Here is a 17,275-nt window from a genome sequence, read left to right on the forward strand (position 1 = left end):
GAAACGCCGTCCTTGGTGATGCGTGGCGCGCCGAACGACTTGTCGATGACGACGTTGCGGCCCTTCGGGCCAAGCGTAACTTTTACCGCATTGGCGAGAACATCGACGCCACGCAGCATGCGTTCACGGGCATCGGTGTTGAATTTGACTTCTTTCGCAGCCATTTGTTCACTCCTTCAATAGGCAGCTTTTTGACTGATGGGCGGCAGCGCGTGATTACGCAGCCTGCTTCCGTTCGGCTTGGGCTTCAACAATGCCCAAGACGTCGCTTTCCTTCATGATCAGCAGGTCTTCACCGTTGATCTTGATTTCGGTGCCTGACCATTTGCCGAACAGGATGCGATCGCCCGCCTTGACGTCGAGCGCCTGGATCTGGCCGGTTTCGTTTCGCGGACCAGGACCGACGGCGACGACTTCGCCCTCGGATGGCTTTTCCTTGGCGGTATCCGGAATGATGATGCCGCCTTTGGTCTTTTCCTGGGATTCGACCCGGCGGACGAGAATGCGATCATGAAGCGGTCGGAACGACATGTTTTCCTCCGTTGAGCAAAAATGATGACGTTGAAGACCCTGGCCGGACCGGGTGACCAATCCGGACGGGTGCGAACCTCAGTCGAGCGCTCGCGGGCAAAATTTATTTTTGAGATATTTCGATTTCAAGAGCGTGAATTGAAAAAATAGCACTCGGCCGTGTCGGCTGCTAACGCACTGCAATCGTTGAGTAAATTCGACAACAATAATGGTTCCATCTTGAAGTCGGTCATAATTTGGGTCACCTTCGCAGTGTCACGAAACGGAGATGAAGCATGCAATTCTCATCGGACCTGGAGCGGCAGCTCAATGGCTACGGCCTTACAACCGCACAAATCCTCTATCGTATCCCGGACTTTGAATTCGCTCTTCAGACCTATGTCTGGCAAGACTACGATCTCGCACCCGATTTCCCCGAGATGCGCAAGTTCCTGGATTTCTGGCAGGCCTCTCTCGATGGGCCTCTGCACTCTGTTCGTTATAGCCACCAGTGCCTGATCGGGCCGAATGAATGGCGGCGCGTCGATGGCGAATTCAAGCTGCAGTGAACCTTGAATTCGATTTCTTGGTCTCCTAGCTGAGCGGCGGCCGAGGCTTGATGAGCTCGGTCGTTTTCCCACGTCTGTATGGAGTCGAGACCGCATGGAACAGAATATCGAGATCATGAAAAACGCGAGCGTTTCCGAAAGAGAAGAAATCATTATCGATTTCGCCCGGTGGCTTGAGACAACGTCCCAGGACGCTCTGGTGTATGGTGAGGGACGTTTCGCCTTGATGTCTGCAAACTTGGCTCAGGCGATCCGTGCCAACGCTGATGACCTTGCGCGCGATACGCCTGAAACGGCTGCGCGCCTGTTGCAGCGGGCATGTGCAATGATATCGCAGTTCAAGGCCACTTATCCCCATCGCGTCCTAAGCCGCTCGATCCACTAATACCGTCGATTTTTTTCGCGACAGATCTTGAATCGCAATATCGGCAAACCAAAATCGAATGTCGCCAGCCGCTGGATAATGGGCTGGCTTTGCCGGGAGCGCCGCTTTTGGCATTCCCGTACCCATGTTGCTTCAAGGAGGATATGGCTATGGCAACATCGTATGATTACGCACCGCTCTACCGTTCGAGCGTCGGCTTCGACCGGATCGTCAATCTTCTCGAAAACGCGCAGCGCGCTCGCTCGTCGAACGACTGGCCTCCCTATGACATCGTCAAAACGGATGACGACACCTACCGTATCTCGATCGCGGTCGCGGGCTTCGCTCAGGACGATCTTAACATCACCTTCCAGTCCAATCTGCTGACAGTCACCGGCAAGAAGCAAGAATCTCCGTCGGAGGGCTATCTGCATCGCGGCGTTGCAGGTCGTCCGTTCGAGCACCGCTTCGAACTGGCTGATCACGTGCGCGTGGATGGGGCCGACTTGAACAACGGTCTTCTGACGATCGAGCTTGTGCGTGAAATCCCAGAGGCTCTGAAACCGCGGAAGATTTCGATCCAGAGCGCACCTACGCTGACCCCTGCCGCTCCAGCACAGATCGAAGCCCAAAAAGCGGCGTGATCCTGAAACTCGTACATTAGGTCAGGGCGCCGTTGCGATGGCGCCCGTCAACATTCCAGGTAGGGAAGGAGAGAATGATGAAACCCGATATGTTCAAAGAACCCGTCACCATTCTTGTCGGCCTGGGGTTCCCGGCGCAAGTTCGCGGGGTGACAGATGCCTACCGAAACCTTGTTGAGTGGCCAAGCTCACTCAGAGACAGGGCTCACGCTGTCGCCCTTAACGCGTGCCAGGCAGCACTGCGTGGCGAGATCGAAGCAGAGACTGCGCGAGGGTTCTTTGTGGCTTTCGCACAAAAGCATGATCTAGTAACGGTCGGGACGCCGGCGGTTGTGGCGGCTCGGTCGCGTAACAACACGGATCCCCATGTGCAGTGAGGGCGTGGTCATGGACGCAACGACTTTTCAACAACTGGCCGACAAAGCTGTTTCCATAGGGCCTGTAGTTTTGATGCAAGGCCTGCAACTCCAGCGGCCTAGCGATGTGGTAGAAACCTCAGCGCTGTCTGTTGATGACAAGCGTACCATATTGGCCGCTTGGGCATCCGATCTCTACTCCTTAGATTCGAGACCGGCACTTCGACAGTTACCAGGTACGCCGGAAGCAGTATCGATTGATGATGTGCGGGACGCACTCATCGAACTCGACCGGCGGTATCTCTCTTGAAGGGTGGCCGGCCTGGACAATTACCACGCCGGATATCCGGGTGGTTAGGGTTCCGTGCCGAGCGACATAGGCTTCGATCCTCCCGGTGGATGGAAGAGATGGAAGACCAAATAACTGGCGCACGAACTTGAGAAACGCGCCGTAAGGCCGCCCAAGCACGAGCATCATCGCCGCTGCGCCGAGTGTGCCTCGGATGAGGCCCCCGCCGGAGGCGCCGCTGAAGGTAATGATGCCGGCATAGATCTGCGCTTGAAAGCTCAAAATCGCGAGGCTGTCCAAAGTAGGCGAGACGCGCGGGTGTTTTTTGCATGGTCCATCATCCAGTCGCGCCAGACACCATAAGGCCGGCCCACTGGCAACATGAGCACGCCGCCCGTTTGGCGTGCCTTTATCACCTCATCCCAAGTCATACCGGCGCTGAAGTATTCATTGAGAACACCGGTTTCTCAAAGCCGAACTGATGTGCCGATTTGTTGCGAATTTCGTCAAAGATTGCAGCGCCCATTTGCCTCATTTTCACCGCCCAAAACCGAGATGAAATGCGGCGAGGTTCTCGCCGAACTACGCAAGGGGCTACGCACCTCTGGCAGCCATTAAAAGGACATCTGTCTCATTTGCGGTAATCACATGATCTTCATTGATGACGGAGACGTCGTCAGGTTCCGGCTCCCATCGCCGCGCGGCGCCATTCTTGTTCGGCGCATCCGCAAGGCATCTATGCTCGCGCGAATTACGGGGTAGGCCGGAGCTGTAGGGCTGGAAGGGCTGATAGTGCAGGGACCATTGTCATTGCTCTAAGCTTTTTTTGAAAGAAACTGGAATATCTCAATGACTTGCTCGTCCGACCTGAATGTATGAGATGTGTCAGGCTCGAGTTGGCTCAAGAGCCCAAAGGGCTCGAGATTTATCTGCTTCGGTTCGAGGACTTTCAGTCCCTATCGATACGGTCCTAAGCTGTAGCTCTCGATGGCATCTGCCAGCGGCTGATGGATCTCTCGCCCCGTTGTGCTGAAGGCTGCCGAGAGCAGACCATTTTCGCAGGGTCGTTGGTCATCCCAACCGGGATGGTTGACGATCGGGTAAAGGCAGATGCCTCCTAACGGCACGCCGGCTTTCATAGCGAGATCAGCCTGAGTTGAGACATATTGGAACCACGCCGCACGCCGCGCGGCCTCGATCCCAGTCTCGGCAATCAGCATGGGCTTCCCGTAACGCGCATAGGTCTCGATCAGGAGCTTGCTGAGTGGCTTGTAAAGCGGATCGCCGATGTCGACCATTGGTCCGCCGTGGATCCACTGGTTGTTGAAGTAGTAGTTGACGCCGACGATGTCGAGATAACGCTCGTTCCCGCCGATCTGCGGCCATATCCGCCCGGCGATCAGGTCCCAGCCTTGGAACTGTGACTGCCGATGTCCTTCCGCAACGCCCGCATCGGACGGTCGCGAGGGATCGGTGATGACATTGATGATGGGGTCGCAATGGACGAAACGGGCGCGTGGATCGACAGCCAGCACGGCATCCATGGCCGCGACCGCGGCGCGGGCGAGCTGCACCTTCAGCTCGAAGCCGCGGCCATGGGCGAATGGATTGAGATAACCCACATCTCCGCCACCCCAGGAAAAGAACGAAATCTCGTTGACGGGACAATAGAAGGGGACGTCGTCGCTTTCCTCCCGAACCACATGGGCGCAGGCGGCGCAATAGCGTGCGAACCGGTCGACGAAACGCGGTGCCCAGATGTCGAGATCGTCCGGCCAGCCGTAATGCAGCAGGTCCCAAATCACCTGGGTCTTGGCATCCTTGGCGGCCCGCAGCATCGGCCGGATACTCGACCAGTCATAGCTGCCCGCCTTTTCGATCAGGTGCCATCGAAATCCGTCACGCACCGTGCGGATACCGAAGCCGGCAAGCTGTCGATAATCCTGTGCGGCATGGGTGTCGTGGCCGATGGCCGCGATCATGTCGAGGCGTCGGCCCTCGGCCCCATTCTCCCCTGGCCGGAGGCGATGGCTCGAACATTCGAACCCGCCCTGAAGAAATGACCGGAAGAGACCGGACGGTTTGGCTGCAATCCGTTCGACAAGCACCTCCTGAAGCAGTTTTTCCCATTGCGGGATGACGACCTCGACCGAATAGGTGGTCTCGACCTTGTGCCGCAATGCGGCGCCGAGATCGTGCCGGCGATCCGGCACTGCGATGAGCAACCGCATCTGCCCGGCAATTGCCGCGGCATCGCCAAAGGGGACGAAGAGGCCGGAGACGCCATCCTCGATCTGCTGCAGCGCGCCGTTGTCGGGCGTCGCGATCACCGGGAGACCGGCCGCGCCCGCTTCGGCGATGACGTGCGGCATTCCCTCGCCACGCGAAAGCCAGGTGAAGATATCGAATGCCGACAGCAGGGAAGGGATGTCCTTCCGGTCGCCCTTAAACTGCAGCACGCCGTCGAGGCCCCGTGCGGTCGCCAGTGTCCTCAGTTTCGCCGCATAATCCGACATGAACGCGTCCGGTCCGCCGACGACGACGAAGCGCGCGCGCGTATCCACGGCATGAACCAGCGCCGCCGCCTCAATGAAGTCCTCAACATTCTTCTTCGGGTCGAGACGGCCCACCCAGCCGATCAGCACCTGATCGTCGCCAATCCCGAGAGCGGTCCGGGCAGCGTATCGATGCAGCGGGTCGAAGGCGGAAAGATCGACCATGGAGGGGATTTCGACGGCATGTTGCTCGCGGCCGGTCATCAGCGACGCTGCGGCATCGCGGATCGAACGACATACGCCGACATAACGGGTGGTGAAATGCTTCGGTCCCGCCAGCGCTTCGGAAACGAGCCCGCCATGCTCGATCAGCGGTGGGCGAAGATGCAGGCGCTCCAGCGCCGGATAGATATCGGCGACGTTCTGGCACGAAATGATGACGTCGTAGCCGGGGATCTTGCCGGCGAGATAGGCGACGGTGTCGTCGAACGACAATTCGTAGGGCGCGGTGTCGATATCGACACCCAGCGACCGCAGCTGTTCATGGGTCTGTTCCGGCATGCCGGGCTTGCGGAAGCAAGCGACGACTTCGATGCGATAGCGCTTGCGGTCCAGGTTTCGTGCAAGCAGACGCACCTCGGTTTCCTCTCCGCCGACGACCAGCCAGGCGAAGACGAACAGGATGCGGAGGGGGTGAAATTCCACGCTCATTCGCCCACCTTAAACACGACCTGGAGAAAGTCCGGCCGGTTCTCGATCAGGTCGGTGAGGAAGGCTGGGGCGTCGTCCATCGCCACGATGTGGGTGATCATATGCTCGCGGATCATCTTGCCCTCCTTCGCCAGCAGATCGAGGGTCGCGCGGGCAAGCCGGCGACGATCCCAGAGCGGCGCGAACCCGCGGGGAACCCGGTTTATCTGCGCACAGCGGATGTTGAGGCCGTTGTGATGAAATTCCTCACCCAGCCGCAAATGATCGGCGCCGCCCTGGTAGAAAGCCAGGTCTATGACCGTGCCTTGCGGCCGCAAGGCCTTGAGCGCCGTTTGTAGGCTGCCGGCATGGGCGCGGGTCTGGAATACGAGATCCGCCCCGCGTCCCATGGCGCCGTCATGCCAGCGTGCCTTGGCATGTTGCCAGGCCTGATCCTCCGTCATGGCGGTAAGGCCCATTGCCTCCGCCTTGCCGCGGCGGAAGTCGGACGGGTCGGTGATGACGACATCCGAGGCGCCGAGTTGCCTCGCAAACAGCGCGGTCATCAGTCCGACGGTGCCGGCACCGATGATAAGGACCGGACGGCCCTTCACGCCGGCGCCGAGCGCGGGAACGTGCATTCCGAACGCTTCCGCATCTGCGTGCAGGATGCCGTTAGCGCAGATAGGGCCCATCTGCGCCACCAGCACACCGAGCACTGGATCGATCCCCTCGGGCAGCGGGATCAGCACGTCATGGGAAGGATCCGCCGTGTGGCCGCTCTTGTGTCCGTAGGCCGAGGCCATGACCGCCCCGTCGCAGAAGTCGCCTGCCCGGGACTGCGATACCCGCGCCACCTCCATGTAGCCAAGGAACGGAACGGGATAAAGCAGGTCGGGCTCGTCCTCGACGAACACGCCGCGGCCGCCATCGAAGCGGGAGCGGAAATACGGGTTGGTGTTTTTCAGGAAAGTGAGCTCGGTTCCGGCCGACAAACCGGTATAGAGCGTTTCGAGACGCACATGGCCATCGGCCGTCGGGCCTTCCTCGTATTCGAAGAAATAAGCCCGGCCGGGCGCCTCGACACCGAGCGAACGCACCTTGCGATGACCGAGCGGTAGGCCCTGCGGCGCCTCCACCCGCGGCTGGAACCGCAGGGGCGAAGGTGGAATGCGCGGCGTATCTGGTACGGCCAGCCGCACGGGTTCGCCGCTGCGCGCCGACGCGACAACCGCCAGCGCCAGCCGGTGGGTGACGAGCGCATCGGCATAGGAACAGCGGATTCGGTTTTCGCCGCCGCTGACGGCATCGATGAAGTCGCGATCCTCGCGCCAGACGGGATCGCCATTGGCGCCACGCATCGGCCGCCCGCGCCCGACATCGACCATGATATCGCGGTCGGTCAGTTCGATGGCCAGGCGATCGGCAAAGATGTGCAGGCCGACGCGATGGTTCCAGCCAAGCAGGCAGGTCGAGGCAAAGTTGGCGACCACGCCGGCCTCGAAGGTGAGGCTTGCGGTGGTGACCGTCGGCACGTCGAGCCCGGGAAATTCCGGCCGCTCCTGGTGGCCGACGCGCCCGTAGACCTCGGTCACCTCGCCGACGAGAAAACGTGCCAGATCGAGAAGATGCGTCGTCTGCTCGATCATCTGGCCGCCGGACTTGTCCTGCTTCCACCACCATTGCGGCGGCGGGGTGGAATCCAGCCAGTAGCCCGAAAGAAGTTGGGCGGGGTTTTCGGCCAGCAGGCCTTTCGCCTCATCGACGATATCGAGATAACGCCAGTGGTATCCGACACTCGTGATCAGCCCGCTGGCCGTCACAGCCTTGGAGATCTCCTCGGCAGTCGGGAGGTCGAGAGAAACGGGTTTTTCGACGAAGAATGGAATGCCGCGCTCGATCAGATCGCGCTCCGGCTCGCCATGGGCAAAGGGCGGAATGCAGACGTATACGGCGTCCGGGCTCACGGCGTCCAGCATGTCGCGATGATGCTGGAAGGATTTCGCGCCGAAGCGCATGGCCGCATGGTCGACGCGGGCGATATCGGGATCAGCAAAACCGGCGAGCTCCACATCGTCGAAGCCTGCCAGAATGTCTAGGTGCCGCTGGGCAATGCCCCCGGCGCCGATGAAGGCGAGACGGGTCTTTTTCATGGAATTGTCCTTTTGCATTTGGCTGGCCGGCCTGCTAACGAAACGGTCGTAGACCGCGCCCGTCTCAACAGCCATTCGGTGAGCGGAAAAACTGGTCTGAAAACGGTCGCTTCCGGCCTGCCCGACTACCGCAAGGCGGTGAGGCTCGGCCAGCGCGTCAGCGATGGCAGTGGCCATCGACTGCGGTTCGCCGGGTTTGGCGAAGAAAGGGTGATTTTCGCCCAGCGCTTCCTCGGTCCCGCCAATTCGCGTCGCAACCACCGGAACCCCAAGCGACATGGCCTCCAGAACCACAAGCGGCAAGCCTTCGAAGCGGGAAGGGAGAATCAAGAGGTCGGCGATCGCCATGATGTCGGCGACGTCCGTCCGCTGCCCGAGGAAGTGGACATGGTCAGCAATATCCAGCGCGGTCGCCAGTACCCTCAGCGTCTCCTGCTCGTTGCCCGAGCCGACCAGTAGCAGGACAACGGAAGGGTAGGATTTGATGATGCCGGGCAGGGCATACAGCAGGGTCGCATGGTCCTTCTGGGGCGTGAAACGCGCGATCGTCAGCAGGACGATCCGACTTTCATATCCCATCTCCCGCCTGATCCGCGACGAAGCGCGTGTCGGCGCAAGGGGAAAGATGCCGTTGCGGATCACCGTCATGCGTGTCGGCTCGATCCGGTCATGGAAGCTTGCAGCCGAGGCGGTGGAGACGACGATGTGGTGGGCGAGGTCCCGCGTCTGCTGTTGGTATCGCTCCTGCTGTTCGGGGTCGGTCAGCATATAGGGGAGATGCTCGGTCCTGATGACCGGGATGCCCGCGGCCAATCCGGCTGCGGCCAAGTCATGCCCCTCCCAGCCGATCCCGGCATGGACATGCAGGAGATCGAGCGAGGCAGTTGCCATCCAACGGCAGAACTCGTGTTGATCTCGCGCAATCCTGACGCCCAGTCCATGGCGAGCGGCGCGGGGCAACAAGCCTGCGCGATCCTCCGAGATCAAGCAGATGCCGACGTCCCATTGCGGGCTCAGTCCACGGGCAAGCGCCAGCATATGCTCGCCCATGCCGGATGGATCCCGACTGTCGGTCGCCAGAAGGATACGCGGCTTTTCAGTCACGCTGGACATCGGCCAAGACCCCGCCGACATCATGTCGTTTCTGCAGGCGCCTGTAGGTGGCGAGCGCTTGCCCGACGACCTGGTCCATGTTGTAATATTTATAGGTGCCCAGCCGCCCAGCGAAGGTCACGTCATCCCGCTCGCGCGCCAGCTCCCCATAGCGTTTGTAGAGCGCCTGGTTCTCCGGGCGGGGGATGGGGTAATAGGGATCCCCCTCCGCGCAGGCATATTCATAACTGATGCTGGTCTTGCGATGAACCTGACCGGTCAGATGCTTGTATTCGGTGACGCGCGTGTGCGGCACGTCCTGCGAAGGGAAGTTGACGACGCCGACCGGCAGTAACCGCCTCGCATCATGCGTCTCGTGACGGAATTTCAGGCTGCGATAGGGCAGGCGTCCGAACCTGTGCCCGAAATATTCGTCGATAGGTCCGGTGAAGATCGTGTGGCTGGCCAAGCCCGCCTGATCGAGTTCCGCAAAATCGGTGTCCAGCATTACTCTAATGTTCTCATGGTCCAGCATCCGCTCGAACATGCGGGTGTAGCCATCAAGCGGCATGGCCTGGAACGTATCGAGGAAATAGCGGTCGTCCTCGTTGGTGCGGGTCGGGATGCGCGCCGTTACCGAACGGTCGAGGTCGGACGGATCGAGGCCCCATTGCTTGCGGGTGTAACCTTCGAAAAACATGCGATAAAGTTCTGATCCAACCTGCGATATCACGACGTCTTTCGACGTCACGATCGGATCACATGGTTCGGCTCGGCCCGCCAGAAACAGGGCCGCGGCCGCTTCCGTGGAGAGATCGAGACCGTAGAGGCCGTTGAGGGTTGTGCGGTTGATCGGGACAGGGAGACGCAGATCGCCGATCTGGGCCAGCACACGATGTTCGTAGGGTCGCCATGCGGTGAAGCGTGACAGGTAAGCAAAGACATCCTCGCTATTGGTATGGAAGATATGCGGCCCGTATTTGTGTACCAGGATGCCGGCCTCGTCGTAATGATCGTAGGCATTGCCGCCGATATGGGGCCGCTTGTCGCAGACCAGGATCTTCTTGTTCGAACCGTCGGCCAGGCGTTCGGCCAGAACCGATCCCGCAAAACCTGCTCCCACGATCAGATAGTCGTATTTTTCCGGTTCGGTACGCCGAGGATTGCGCAGCAACAGTCTTTTGGGCGGAGGAGGCACGGTGGCGCTGCACGAGACTGCCTGCTCGACCAAAGCCGACATGCTGTCGAATGTGGCGTCCCAAGACGACTGCGCAAGAACTTCGTCCACGGCCTGCAGCCAGTTACTGCTCGATCGTGTCATTGCCAGTGCGGCATCGCAGGCTTTCCCGAAATTCTCTACACCGTCGGCCAGGAATACGCCGGGCACGTTGCCATAGGTGCGCACGACGTCGGTGACACGCGTGCCGACGACCGGCCGGCCGGCCGCAAGATATTCGGGTGTCTTGGTTGGGCTGATGAAACGGGTTGCCTCGTTCAGGGCAAATGGCATTAGGGCCACGTCCCAACCTGACAGATAGGCCGGCAGATCGGCATAGGTTTTGCGCCCGAGGTAATGGATGTTGGGCGCCTGGGGCAAATCGTCGGGCGAAATCTTGGCGACAGGTCCGAGAAAGACAAATGAAAAGCCGGACCGCGCTGCCGCCGTGGAGCGGATCAATTCAAGATCCAGCCTTTCATCGATGACGCCGTAGTACCCAAGGCGGGGGTGAGGGATGGCCGCCTGGTCCACCGGCTCAGGCAATCTGCAACGGGACCTGCGGAAGTGATGGGCATCGACGCTCGACGGGAAGGGATGGATATTGTCGTGCCGATGTTTCTTCACCTCGTAAAGGCTGAAACCGCCGGTGAAGACCGCGTCCGCGCGGGTAATCAGAGCGTCTTCCGTTTCCCTAATGTTTGAGGGAGCCAGCTTGAAATTGGCCAGCTCGTCCATGCAGTCATAGATGACGGCCGCGGCTTCGACATGCTTGGCAAAGCCGAACATCATCGGCGTGTAGAACCAGAGGACAGGTTTCCGGCCGCCATGCAATGCCAGCAGATCGTCCAGCAGGCGGGAAAGAGCAGCCTCTCGATCGGCTTCGCTCCACCAATGGGGAACGCGCGGACGGATTGCCTTGACGCTAGTTCCTTCGAATGGGTGGATCTCCAGGTATGGCAGATGATGATCGCTCGGAATGAATTCTTCAAAAAAGAAGACCTGACGCTCCAGTGAGAAACGTTGCATGAGATGCTGTGGTCGCTGCAGTACAAAATCCCACCTTAGGTGAGAAAAGCAGACGAGAGGAGCATTGGCCGGCACGCTCACATTGGACGATTGCGTAAATGCACTCACTAAATTCATTGAACACCCCAAGGTCGCCAGCCCCTCGAACAGAGGATTTGTCCACGAGTTCCAACCGCCGCAAAATATATCCGGCTAAGAACCGTCGATGATCCGCTCGAGTTTTTGTATACTGTGCTGCCAGGCCCAGTTTCGAAGGACGGTATCGCGAGGGTGGAAGCTGTCGTGCACCTCCAGCATGTCGCTTATGCCTTGATGGAACCTATCCTGCGAAGACGTGCGGCCTGTCTCAGACGTGATGTACTGCAGCCCGCAACACAGCTGATCGTTGGCGAGAACGGGGAGACCTGCCAACATGTATTCAGTCAAGATGGCGGGAGCCCCATCATTGACCCCGCAGACCACTCCGACTTTGGCTTGGTTCATCAGTCGATTAACCTCACCAAATGGAACTCCCGGCGGATCGACGAAATCGACGTTGATCGCCAAGCTGCGCGCTTGGTCATGAAGGTCACCTATCATTTCGCCATAACCGCAGACGCATAACGCCTTGATCGACCGGGGCAGCTTTCGCAAAGCTTCGAACAGAATATCGTGCCGCTTGTACGGCTGTGCTGCGGCGACATAGATCACATCATAGGTTTTCGGCAGACCGAGGGGCCTGAAAGTGCTGCCGGAGGCGAACTCTGGTCCTATCGGCATAATGGCTGTCCGCATCCGCGGATGACGTGCGCGTACTGCTTCCGATTGCCACTCCGCCCCAGTAAGGACTAGATCAAAATGGCGGCTGACCTCAATTGGAACGCGCAGCGCGGGCGCGTCAATCGAGTTGTAGATCTTGAAGCTGTCGCGGCAAGCCGATAGGATATCTTCATTAACACCGAGGCCCCAAACGCATAAAATCGTCGGGGCCCCAAATGCTTGCAGGTAACCGAGCATATCATTGGAGCGAAACGGCGCGTCGGGCCCGTTCATCCGGAACGCTCGCCTTCGTAAGATTGGATTTTCCCAACGATCCGACGGAGGGCTCTCTCCTCGCCAATGGGTCCATATTTCGGCAGCGTCGGCCAAGCCGCTTTTGAGAACGGCGAGGGGGAACCGCTCTATATACCCACCGTCCACGTCCACCGGCACTGATGACCGTGACGGATCCGGTGGGTCTCCTCGAGAGCCCTCCATCCATTGCCGGCGAAACAAGCTCGCCGGCGGAACGTCCGCCCTGCAGGGAGGGCCGTCCTGGAAGTCGCTAATGACGATGATATTACGTGGTCTTCCCGCACCGACCATCAGTGGGCGGTCCTCAGCGCTGAAGGCCAGAATTAAAGCCGGTTTTTTTGCAATGTTCAGTGAGATCTGGGTCCAACTCAAAAATCCTACTCGTATCGATCACGATTGCTCCAATGCTCGTATGGTGAAGCCTCCCCAGAATATGCGTCCGGGTGTGAATGACGCCGCCAATGGCGGCGACCTAAAAACTTTGGATATCTTGGTATGCATGAAAATGACCGAAGATTAGCCCTCGGCGTTCTGATTCACCACAGACGTGGCGATTGACGAGAGCGTCAGGTCGGTTTCCTGTTCTTCATCAAGCGTGGTCTGAAGAGTCCCGCAGCTTCGGTGTAACCCAATTCGAGCGTCCAAATGTCGTTGACTGCGTCTCTGTCCGCGTCGGGATTGTCCTTCGCAGTGAGATAGCCACATGGGCGCATTTCTTCCGGGCCCTCCCATCGCGGCGATTGGTCCGTTGTATCCTGCCCACCGGCAGTCCGTATAGCAACGCTCATAACGAAAGCTCCTCTCCTGTGCTGCTAACAAGAGGTGTGGCAGATGGTTCCTTTTTTCCGCGCCCGGATGCGGGATAATTTCGATGACTATGGACGAACGATAATCTTGTCTGTGCTGAAGGAACTATTCGAACTTCCTCTGGTTCGAGCGCCGGTCGCATGACGACCGATCATTCAAGGGAGAGTTTCATGACGGACATAAATCAGGGCTTCAGCTCCGGCCGGACCGCCCCTGGTCCTGACAAGGACAGCCCTTCAAAGGCCGACGGTATCGTCGAGAGAGGCGCTGCGGCGGGCGACATCAAACAGAAACTGTCTGATGATTTTAGTTCGGCGTCCGATTTTGCGCGACAAGAACTGTCTGGTGCGTCCGAAAAAGCCAAGGCCTCGGTCGAGGGCCAGAAAAACTTGATTGCTGGCAAGGTGAGCAGCGTTGCCGCTGCGATCGGCAGGGTGGCACAAGAACTCGAACAAGGTGACGATCGGGATTTGAGCAAGTTTGCTCGCAGCATCGGTACCTCAATGAAGACGTTTTCCGACAACATTCAGGATCGCAGCCTGGCGGAGATCGCTGGAATGGCTGAAGACTTTGGCCGCAAGCAGCCGCTTGCCTTTCTGGGAGTCGCGGCCATTGCTGGCCTGGCCGCCAGCCGGTTTATTACCGCTTCGGCTGCACATGGCCCATCCACAGCCGGCAAAACAAGAGCGGAGCAAAATCCCACCGCTCCTGTATCCATCGGGATCACCCCGTCTGGTGCGGCTTCAACAAGCCAATACAGCAGAGAGGATCGCAGCAATGGCTAACTCAACGGAAGAAAGATCGCTCTCGGAACTCGTAACCGGCCTTGTCGGGGATATTTCCGGGCTGTTTCGCAAGGAGATCAATCTCGCAAAGACTGAAGCCTCCGAAAAAATCGCGCATGCTCTGGTCGGCGTCGAGGCATTCGCCGCCGGTCTGGTCCTCGCAATATGCGCCGTCGGCGTGTTGTTGGCGGCCTTGGTGAATGGACTTGCCGCATTTCTGGTGGCGCAAGGCATGGCAGAACACAACGCTGATGCCCTTTCATCTGTTGTTGTCGGCCTTGTCGCCGCATTGGTTGCGTGGGGCCTCATCACCCGCGGCCTTGCGGCGTTCCAGGGCGGCAACCTCAAGCTCGACCGCACCACCGCCTCGCTTCATCAGGATGCGAAAATCGTGAAGGATAGAACGTGATGGCCTACACTTCAGAAAATCGAAATTCTGCGGAAATCGAGCAAGAAATTGCTGAAGACCGCCGTCGCATCGAAGACCGGCTTGACGCGATCCGGCAACGCATGTCGCCCGGACAGTTGGTAGATGAAATTCTCAATTACGCCAAATCGAGCGGCGGAGGCGAGTACGTGTCCAATCTCGGTGCAGCGGTCAGAAACAACCCTATGCCCATGGCACTGCTGGGCGTCGGACTTGCATGTTTGATGGCGGGTCCGAAGACAAACATTTCATCTTCTGCCAGTCGAGGTAAGGAGGAGTATCCGCTAGCAATCGTCAAAGGGGACCTTCGCCGATCGGGACCAGTCAGGATCGACGGAGATAAGCGCTATAGCCATTTCACGGATGGTGGTGGCAGCCAGTATAAGGCGCTGACAGACGAGACAGGGCGTCGTGCAGGACATTTTGTCGATGAGAGCGGCAAGACCTTTCGAGGCTTCGCCGACGCTACCGGGCGTCAGTACAATGACCTGCGTGACGAAGCGGGGAAGCTGTTTGAAGAGGCGTCCGGTTGGGTCTCAAATACGTGGAGCGATCTGACGCGGTCGGCAGGCAAGACAGGCCAGACACTGTCTGACGCTGGGCACAGTGCAGCCCACACCGGCGCGCAGTTCAATGAGGCCATTCAGAAGCATTTTAAGGATCAACCACTTGTGGGCGGCGCGCTCGCCTTCGCCGTCGGTGCTGCAATCGGCGCCGCTCTTCCCCGGACCCAGATGGAGGATGAAGCGCTTGGCGATGCCGCTGACGGTGTCAAAATGCGTGTATCGGCTGAAGCTTCCAAAACATTTGATAAAGCTGGAAGCATCGCCTCGGAGGCCTATAATAAGGCCGTTTCAGTTGCGGCAGATGTTCACGACGTCGCGCACGATCGCATACGCGAGGAAGCCCAATCGTTCAAAGACGGCGAACGCCCTTCATCGACGAGTTAATGTCCTAGCCCCTTATTCCGGACGGCGATGCTCGGGGCGGCGATCTATTCGCCGTCTCTCAGAGCCCGTGACGGGGCGCGAGAGGAGTAGCTGTTGCCATTCTTGAGTTCCAATGATCGACGACGGTGACGCTTCGATTTTCAAGGACATTAACTCGTCAATCAGATCCTGACTTGCAGTCGACGCTGATTGATGGGCTAAGGCTGTTGCTGGAGCAATGATAATCCTGGTGATGGCGGGCCTAAAATATCCCATGAAACAACAACCTCGTTGTGGAGTTACGCTCAGCATTTGAATGAGGTGGCATGTGCCAGATAGCCCATGGCGACAAGCCTACGGCCGCAGCTCCACACGGGATTCGTGATTACAAGGAGCAATCCGCAGCTGCATTTGAGCGAACGCGTATGCCGCTTGTCCTCACTGATGCCCGCCATCCCGATCACCCGATCATTCTTGCCAACAAGGCGTTTCTCAACCTGACGGGGTATGAGAGTAGAGAGGTACTTGGAGGTAACTGCAGGTTTCTGCAGGGTGAATACGGATCGAGCTGTTGTCGACCAACTTCGATATGCCATAGCCGGTGAGCTTGAGGCTACGGTCGACATTCTGAACTATAAGAAAGACGGAACGGCGTTCTGGAACGAGTTGCATTTCAGCCCGATCAGAGATGACGATCAGCAGCTTGCCTACTACTTCGCCTCTCAGCTGGATGTGACTGATTTCCGGAAGATGAAGGAACTCGAGGCCTCCGAGCGTCGGTTGCTCATGGAGGTTGATCATCGAGCGCGAAATGCCCTCGCGATTGTGGAAAGCATTGTGCGTCTGAGCCGAGCAACTGAGCCGGCGGATTATGCCATTGCGGTGCAGCGCCGCGTTCATGCGATTTCAGCGGCGCACACTCTCCTTTCCGAAGCAGGTTGGGTTGCTGTCGACCTTCGTAGACTGATCCTGGCGCAGTTTCCGGATCCCCAGCAGAATGTCTGTGAATTCAAGGGGCCCGTCCTTTTTATAACGCCGGACGCCGTGCAGCCTCTCTCTCTCGCTTTCCATGAATTGGCAACCAACGCGCTGACGTATGGGGCGGCGGCCGTCGGTAGGGGGTCTGTTGCCGTCGTATGGGACATTCAGCCGGGTGGCAGCGTCGAAATTACTTGGGCAGAGGAAACCCAACCTTTCGGCGGCGATAAACACAATGAAGGGTTCGGCACCAAGATTGTACGAACTCTCGTCGAACGACAACTTCATGGGCAGGTGGCCTGGAACTGGCGTGACAGTGGACTTCGTATCGATATCCACATTCCCCAAGAATTGACCCGCAGCTCGTGAGCCGTTGTCGCAGTCGCTGAAGGGTTGTTGCGATCGACACTTTGACTGTTCAGTAGTCAATAGCCGGCTGAGACGCCTAGCAGCCTATTGTTGTGATTCCGCGATGTGTGTTCAACAGCCGAAACTTCTCGCATCACCTCAAAATAACATGAGCGCTTGTGGAACTATGGCTGCCCGCGGCGGTTCGCACCGCGATGAAAGGTGGACCAATGACCGATAACAAGCCTGACGCGGAAAGCGATGCCGGCAGAACTGGCGAGAACGCTGACGAAAATCGCAAAAAACTCGCAGAGGAGGCGAAGAAGGGCATCGACAAGGCAATGGTCAGAAAGCGACCCTCATCCTCTTAGTATCGAGATGGGTATCAACCGTCCGGCAAAGTTATTTGTCCAAGGCTATGCATACCTGAAACTAACAGCTCTGCTCAAATTTGCCCTCGTGATTGGTGGACAATAAGGTCTCATGGTCGACGAAAGTTCGAAAATGCTGTTGCGTGCTGCCGCGGCCCACATAAGACGGC

General features: G+C 58.5%; 19 protein-coding genes and 2 pseudogenes. 12 read left to right on the forward strand and 9 right to left on the reverse strand.

The features are described 5' to 3' along the window. Positions 1–164: pseudogene (groEL, locus tag JZX87_RS27915) on the reverse strand (chaperonin GroEL); the annotation flags it as partial. A gap of 52 nt (positions 165–216) precedes the next feature. Beyond that, positions 217–531, reverse strand: coding sequence for a co-chaperone GroES (locus tag JZX87_RS27920; protein WP_148147892.1), 315 nt, complete (start codon positions 529–531; stop codon positions 217–219). Positions 532–806: 275 nt separating this feature from the next. Between JZX87_RS27920 and JZX87_RS27925 the strand changes: the two genes are divergently transcribed. The 5 genes from JZX87_RS27925 to JZX87_RS27945 all read left to right on the forward strand — a co-directional run bounded on the left by JZX87_RS27925 (position 807) and on the right by JZX87_RS27945 (position 2,753). Next, positions 807–1,079, forward strand: a complete 273-nt coding sequence (locus JZX87_RS27925; protein ID WP_183686991.1) for an usg protein — start codon at positions 807–809, stop codon at positions 1,077–1,079. A gap of 94 nt (positions 1,080–1,173) precedes the next feature. Next, the gene (locus JZX87_RS27930) at positions 1,174–1,464 is read left to right on the forward strand and encodes a hypothetical protein (protein ID WP_148147890.1); all 291 of its coding nucleotides are present in this window, start codon (positions 1,174–1,176) and stop codon (positions 1,462–1,464) included. A 149-nt stretch (positions 1,465–1,613) separates the two neighbouring features. Next, entirely contained in the window at positions 1,614–2,087 is a 474-nt protein-coding gene (locus JZX87_RS27935; protein ID WP_206829067.1) for an Hsp20 family protein, read from the forward strand. Positions 2,088–2,164: 77 nt separating this feature from the next. Next, positions 2,165–2,464: a DUF982 domain-containing protein gene (locus JZX87_RS27940; RefSeq protein WP_148147934.1), complete on the forward strand. Its 300-nt coding sequence runs from the start codon at positions 2,165–2,167 to the stop codon at positions 2,462–2,464. A gap of 10 nt (positions 2,465–2,474) precedes the next feature. Then, entirely contained in the window at positions 2,475–2,753 is a 279-nt protein-coding gene (locus tag JZX87_RS27945; protein ID WP_148147888.1) for a hypothetical protein, read from the forward strand. Here JZX87_RS27945 and alaE (JZX87_RS31915) read toward each other — a convergent pair. From alaE (JZX87_RS31915) to JZX87_RS27975, 6 genes and pseudogenes are all read right to left on the reverse strand, one after another. Continuing rightward, positions 2,673–3,032, reverse strand: coding sequence for an L-alanine exporter AlaE (gene alaE, locus JZX87_RS31915; RefSeq protein WP_353654277.1), 360 nt, complete (start codon positions 3,030–3,032; stop codon positions 2,673–2,675). The genes JZX87_RS27945 and alaE (JZX87_RS31915) overlap by 81 nt on opposite strands. Then, positions 3,011–3,184, reverse strand: a pseudogene (gene alaE / locus JZX87_RS31920) (L-alanine exporter AlaE); the annotation flags it as partial. The pseudogene alaE (JZX87_RS31920) and the gene alaE (JZX87_RS31915), both read right to left, overlap by 22 nt. A gap of 504 nt (positions 3,185–3,688) precedes the next feature. Then, complete coding sequence (locus JZX87_RS27960) at positions 3,689–5,938, reverse strand: glycosyltransferase family 4 protein (protein WP_206829070.1); 2,250 nt, start codon at positions 5,936–5,938, stop codon at positions 3,689–3,691. Continuing rightward, positions 5,935–9,174: a glycosyltransferase gene (locus JZX87_RS27965; protein WP_353654280.1), complete on the reverse strand. Its 3,240-nt coding sequence runs from the start codon at positions 9,172–9,174 to the stop codon at positions 5,935–5,937. Before JZX87_RS27965 ends, JZX87_RS27960 begins: the two co-directional genes overlap by 4 nt. Next, complete coding sequence (gene glf, locus JZX87_RS27970; protein WP_502711346.1) at positions 9,167–11,407, reverse strand: UDP-galactopyranose mutase; 2,241 nt, start codon at positions 11,405–11,407, stop codon at positions 9,167–9,169. Before glf ends, JZX87_RS27965 begins: the two co-directional genes overlap by 8 nt. A 192-nt stretch (positions 11,408–11,599) precedes the next feature. Next, positions 11,600–12,439, reverse strand: a complete 840-nt coding sequence (locus tag JZX87_RS27975) for a glycosyltransferase (RefSeq protein WP_404946386.1) — start codon at positions 12,437–12,439, stop codon at positions 11,600–11,602. A 274-nt stretch (positions 12,440–12,713) separates the two neighbouring features. On the opposite strand from JZX87_RS27975, the gene JZX87_RS27980 reads away from it, so the two are divergent. Beyond that, positions 12,714–12,980 (forward strand): hypothetical protein, encoded by a 267-nt coding sequence (locus JZX87_RS27980; RefSeq protein ID WP_206829101.1) that lies wholly within the window; start codon positions 12,714–12,716, stop codon positions 12,978–12,980. 46 nt (positions 12,981–13,026) lie between these two features. On the opposite strand, the gene JZX87_RS31580 is transcribed toward JZX87_RS27980, so the two are convergent. Next, on the reverse strand, positions 13,027–13,248 hold the full coding sequence (locus tag JZX87_RS31580; protein WP_286195133.1) for a hypothetical protein: 222 nt from the start codon (positions 13,246–13,248) through the stop codon (positions 13,027–13,029). A 189-nt stretch (positions 13,249–13,437) separates the two neighbouring features. On the opposite strand from JZX87_RS31580, the gene JZX87_RS27985 reads away from it, so the two are divergent. The 6 genes from JZX87_RS27985 (at position 13,438) to JZX87_RS28005 (ending at position 17,105) form a co-directional block, all read left to right on the forward strand. Further along, positions 13,438–14,052: a nutrient deprivation-induced protein gene (locus JZX87_RS27985; protein WP_206829072.1), complete on the forward strand. Its 615-nt coding sequence runs from the start codon at positions 13,438–13,440 to the stop codon at positions 14,050–14,052. After that, positions 14,045–14,461 carry a phage holin family protein gene (locus JZX87_RS27990; protein WP_206829073.1) on the forward strand — a complete coding sequence of 139 codons (417 nt, stop codon included), beginning with the start codon at positions 14,045–14,047 and terminating at the stop codon, positions 14,459–14,461. The genes JZX87_RS27985 and JZX87_RS27990 overlap by 8 nt, the downstream gene beginning before the upstream one ends. Continuing rightward, entirely contained in the window at positions 14,461–15,429 is a 969-nt protein-coding gene (locus tag JZX87_RS27995) for a DUF3618 domain-containing protein (RefSeq protein WP_206829074.1), read from the forward strand. The genes JZX87_RS27990 and JZX87_RS27995 overlap by 1 nt, the downstream gene beginning before the upstream one ends. 404 nt (positions 15,430–15,833) lie before the next feature. Next, the gene (locus tag JZX87_RS31925; RefSeq protein WP_353654281.1) at positions 15,834–16,013 is read left to right on the forward strand and encodes a PAS domain-containing protein; all 180 of its coding nucleotides are present in this window, start codon (positions 15,834–15,836) and stop codon (positions 16,011–16,013) included. After that, on the forward strand, positions 15,934–16,755 hold the full coding sequence (locus tag JZX87_RS28000; protein WP_353654278.1) for an HWE histidine kinase domain-containing protein: 822 nt from the start codon (positions 15,934–15,936) through the stop codon (positions 16,753–16,755). Before JZX87_RS31925 ends, JZX87_RS28000 begins: the two co-directional genes overlap by 80 nt. A gap of 209 nt (positions 16,756–16,964) precedes the next feature. Continuing rightward, entirely contained in the window at positions 16,965–17,105 is a 141-nt protein-coding gene (locus JZX87_RS28005; protein ID WP_206829075.1) for a hypothetical protein, read from the forward strand. Positions 17,106–17,275 lie beyond the last annotated feature (170 nt).

The sequence above is a fragment of the Agrobacterium sp. Ap1 genome, assembly GCF_017313375.1.
GTDB lineage: Bacteria > Pseudomonadota > Alphaproteobacteria > Rhizobiales > Rhizobiaceae > Neorhizobium > Neorhizobium cellulosilyticum.

What these genes read in the sequence shown, in the direction of transcription:
- JZX87_RS27960 (WP_206829070.1), bottom strand. Translation starts at nt 5,938, where the DNA reads ATGAGCGTGGAATTTCACCCCCTCCGCATCCTGTTCGTCTTCGCCTGG.
- JZX87_RS27995 (WP_206829074.1), top strand. Translation starts at nt 14,461, where the DNA reads ATGGCCTACACTTCAGAAAATCGAAATTCTGCGGAAATCGAGCAAGAA.
- JZX87_RS27945 (WP_148147888.1), top strand. Translation starts at nt 2,475, where the DNA reads ATGGACGCAACGACTTTTCAACAACTGGCCGACAAAGCTGTTTCCATA.
- JZX87_RS28005 (WP_206829075.1), top strand. Translation starts at nt 16,965, where the DNA reads ATGACCGATAACAAGCCTGACGCGGAAAGCGATGCCGGCAGAACTGGC.
- JZX87_RS27920 (WP_148147892.1), bottom strand. Translation starts at nt 531, where the DNA reads ATGTCGTTCCGACCGCTTCATGATCGCATTCTCGTCCGCCGGGTCGAA.
- JZX87_RS27985 (WP_206829072.1), top strand. Translation starts at nt 13,438, where the DNA reads ATGACGGACATAAATCAGGGCTTCAGCTCCGGCCGGACCGCCCCTGGT.
- JZX87_RS31580 (WP_286195133.1), bottom strand. Translation starts at nt 13,248, where the DNA reads ATGAGCGTTGCTATACGGACTGCCGGTGGGCAGGATACAACGGACCAA.
- JZX87_RS27990 (WP_206829073.1), top strand. Translation starts at nt 14,045, where the DNA reads ATGGCTAACTCAACGGAAGAAAGATCGCTCTCGGAACTCGTAACCGGC.
- JZX87_RS27980 (WP_206829101.1), top strand. Translation starts at nt 12,714, where the DNA reads ATGACGATGATATTACGTGGTCTTCCCGCACCGACCATCAGTGGGCGG.
- JZX87_RS27975 (WP_404946386.1), bottom strand. Translation starts at nt 12,439, where the DNA reads ATGAACGGGCCCGACGCGCCGTTTCGCTCCAATGATATGCTCGGTTAC.
- JZX87_RS31925 (WP_353654281.1), top strand. Translation starts at nt 15,834, where the DNA reads ATGCCGCTTGTCCTCACTGATGCCCGCCATCCCGATCACCCGATCATT.
- JZX87_RS27925 (WP_183686991.1), top strand. Translation starts at nt 807, where the DNA reads ATGCAATTCTCATCGGACCTGGAGCGGCAGCTCAATGGCTACGGCCTT.
- JZX87_RS27935 (WP_206829067.1), top strand. Translation starts at nt 1,614, where the DNA reads ATGGCAACATCGTATGATTACGCACCGCTCTACCGTTCGAGCGTCGGC.
- JZX87_RS27930 (WP_148147890.1), top strand. Translation starts at nt 1,174, where the DNA reads ATGGAACAGAATATCGAGATCATGAAAAACGCGAGCGTTTCCGAAAGA.
- glf (WP_502711346.1), bottom strand. Translation starts at nt 11,407, where the DNA reads ATGCAACGTTTCTCACTGGAGCGTCAGGTCTTCTTTTTTGAAGAATTC.
- JZX87_RS27940 (WP_148147934.1), top strand. Translation starts at nt 2,165, where the DNA reads ATGAAACCCGATATGTTCAAAGAACCCGTCACCATTCTTGTCGGCCTG.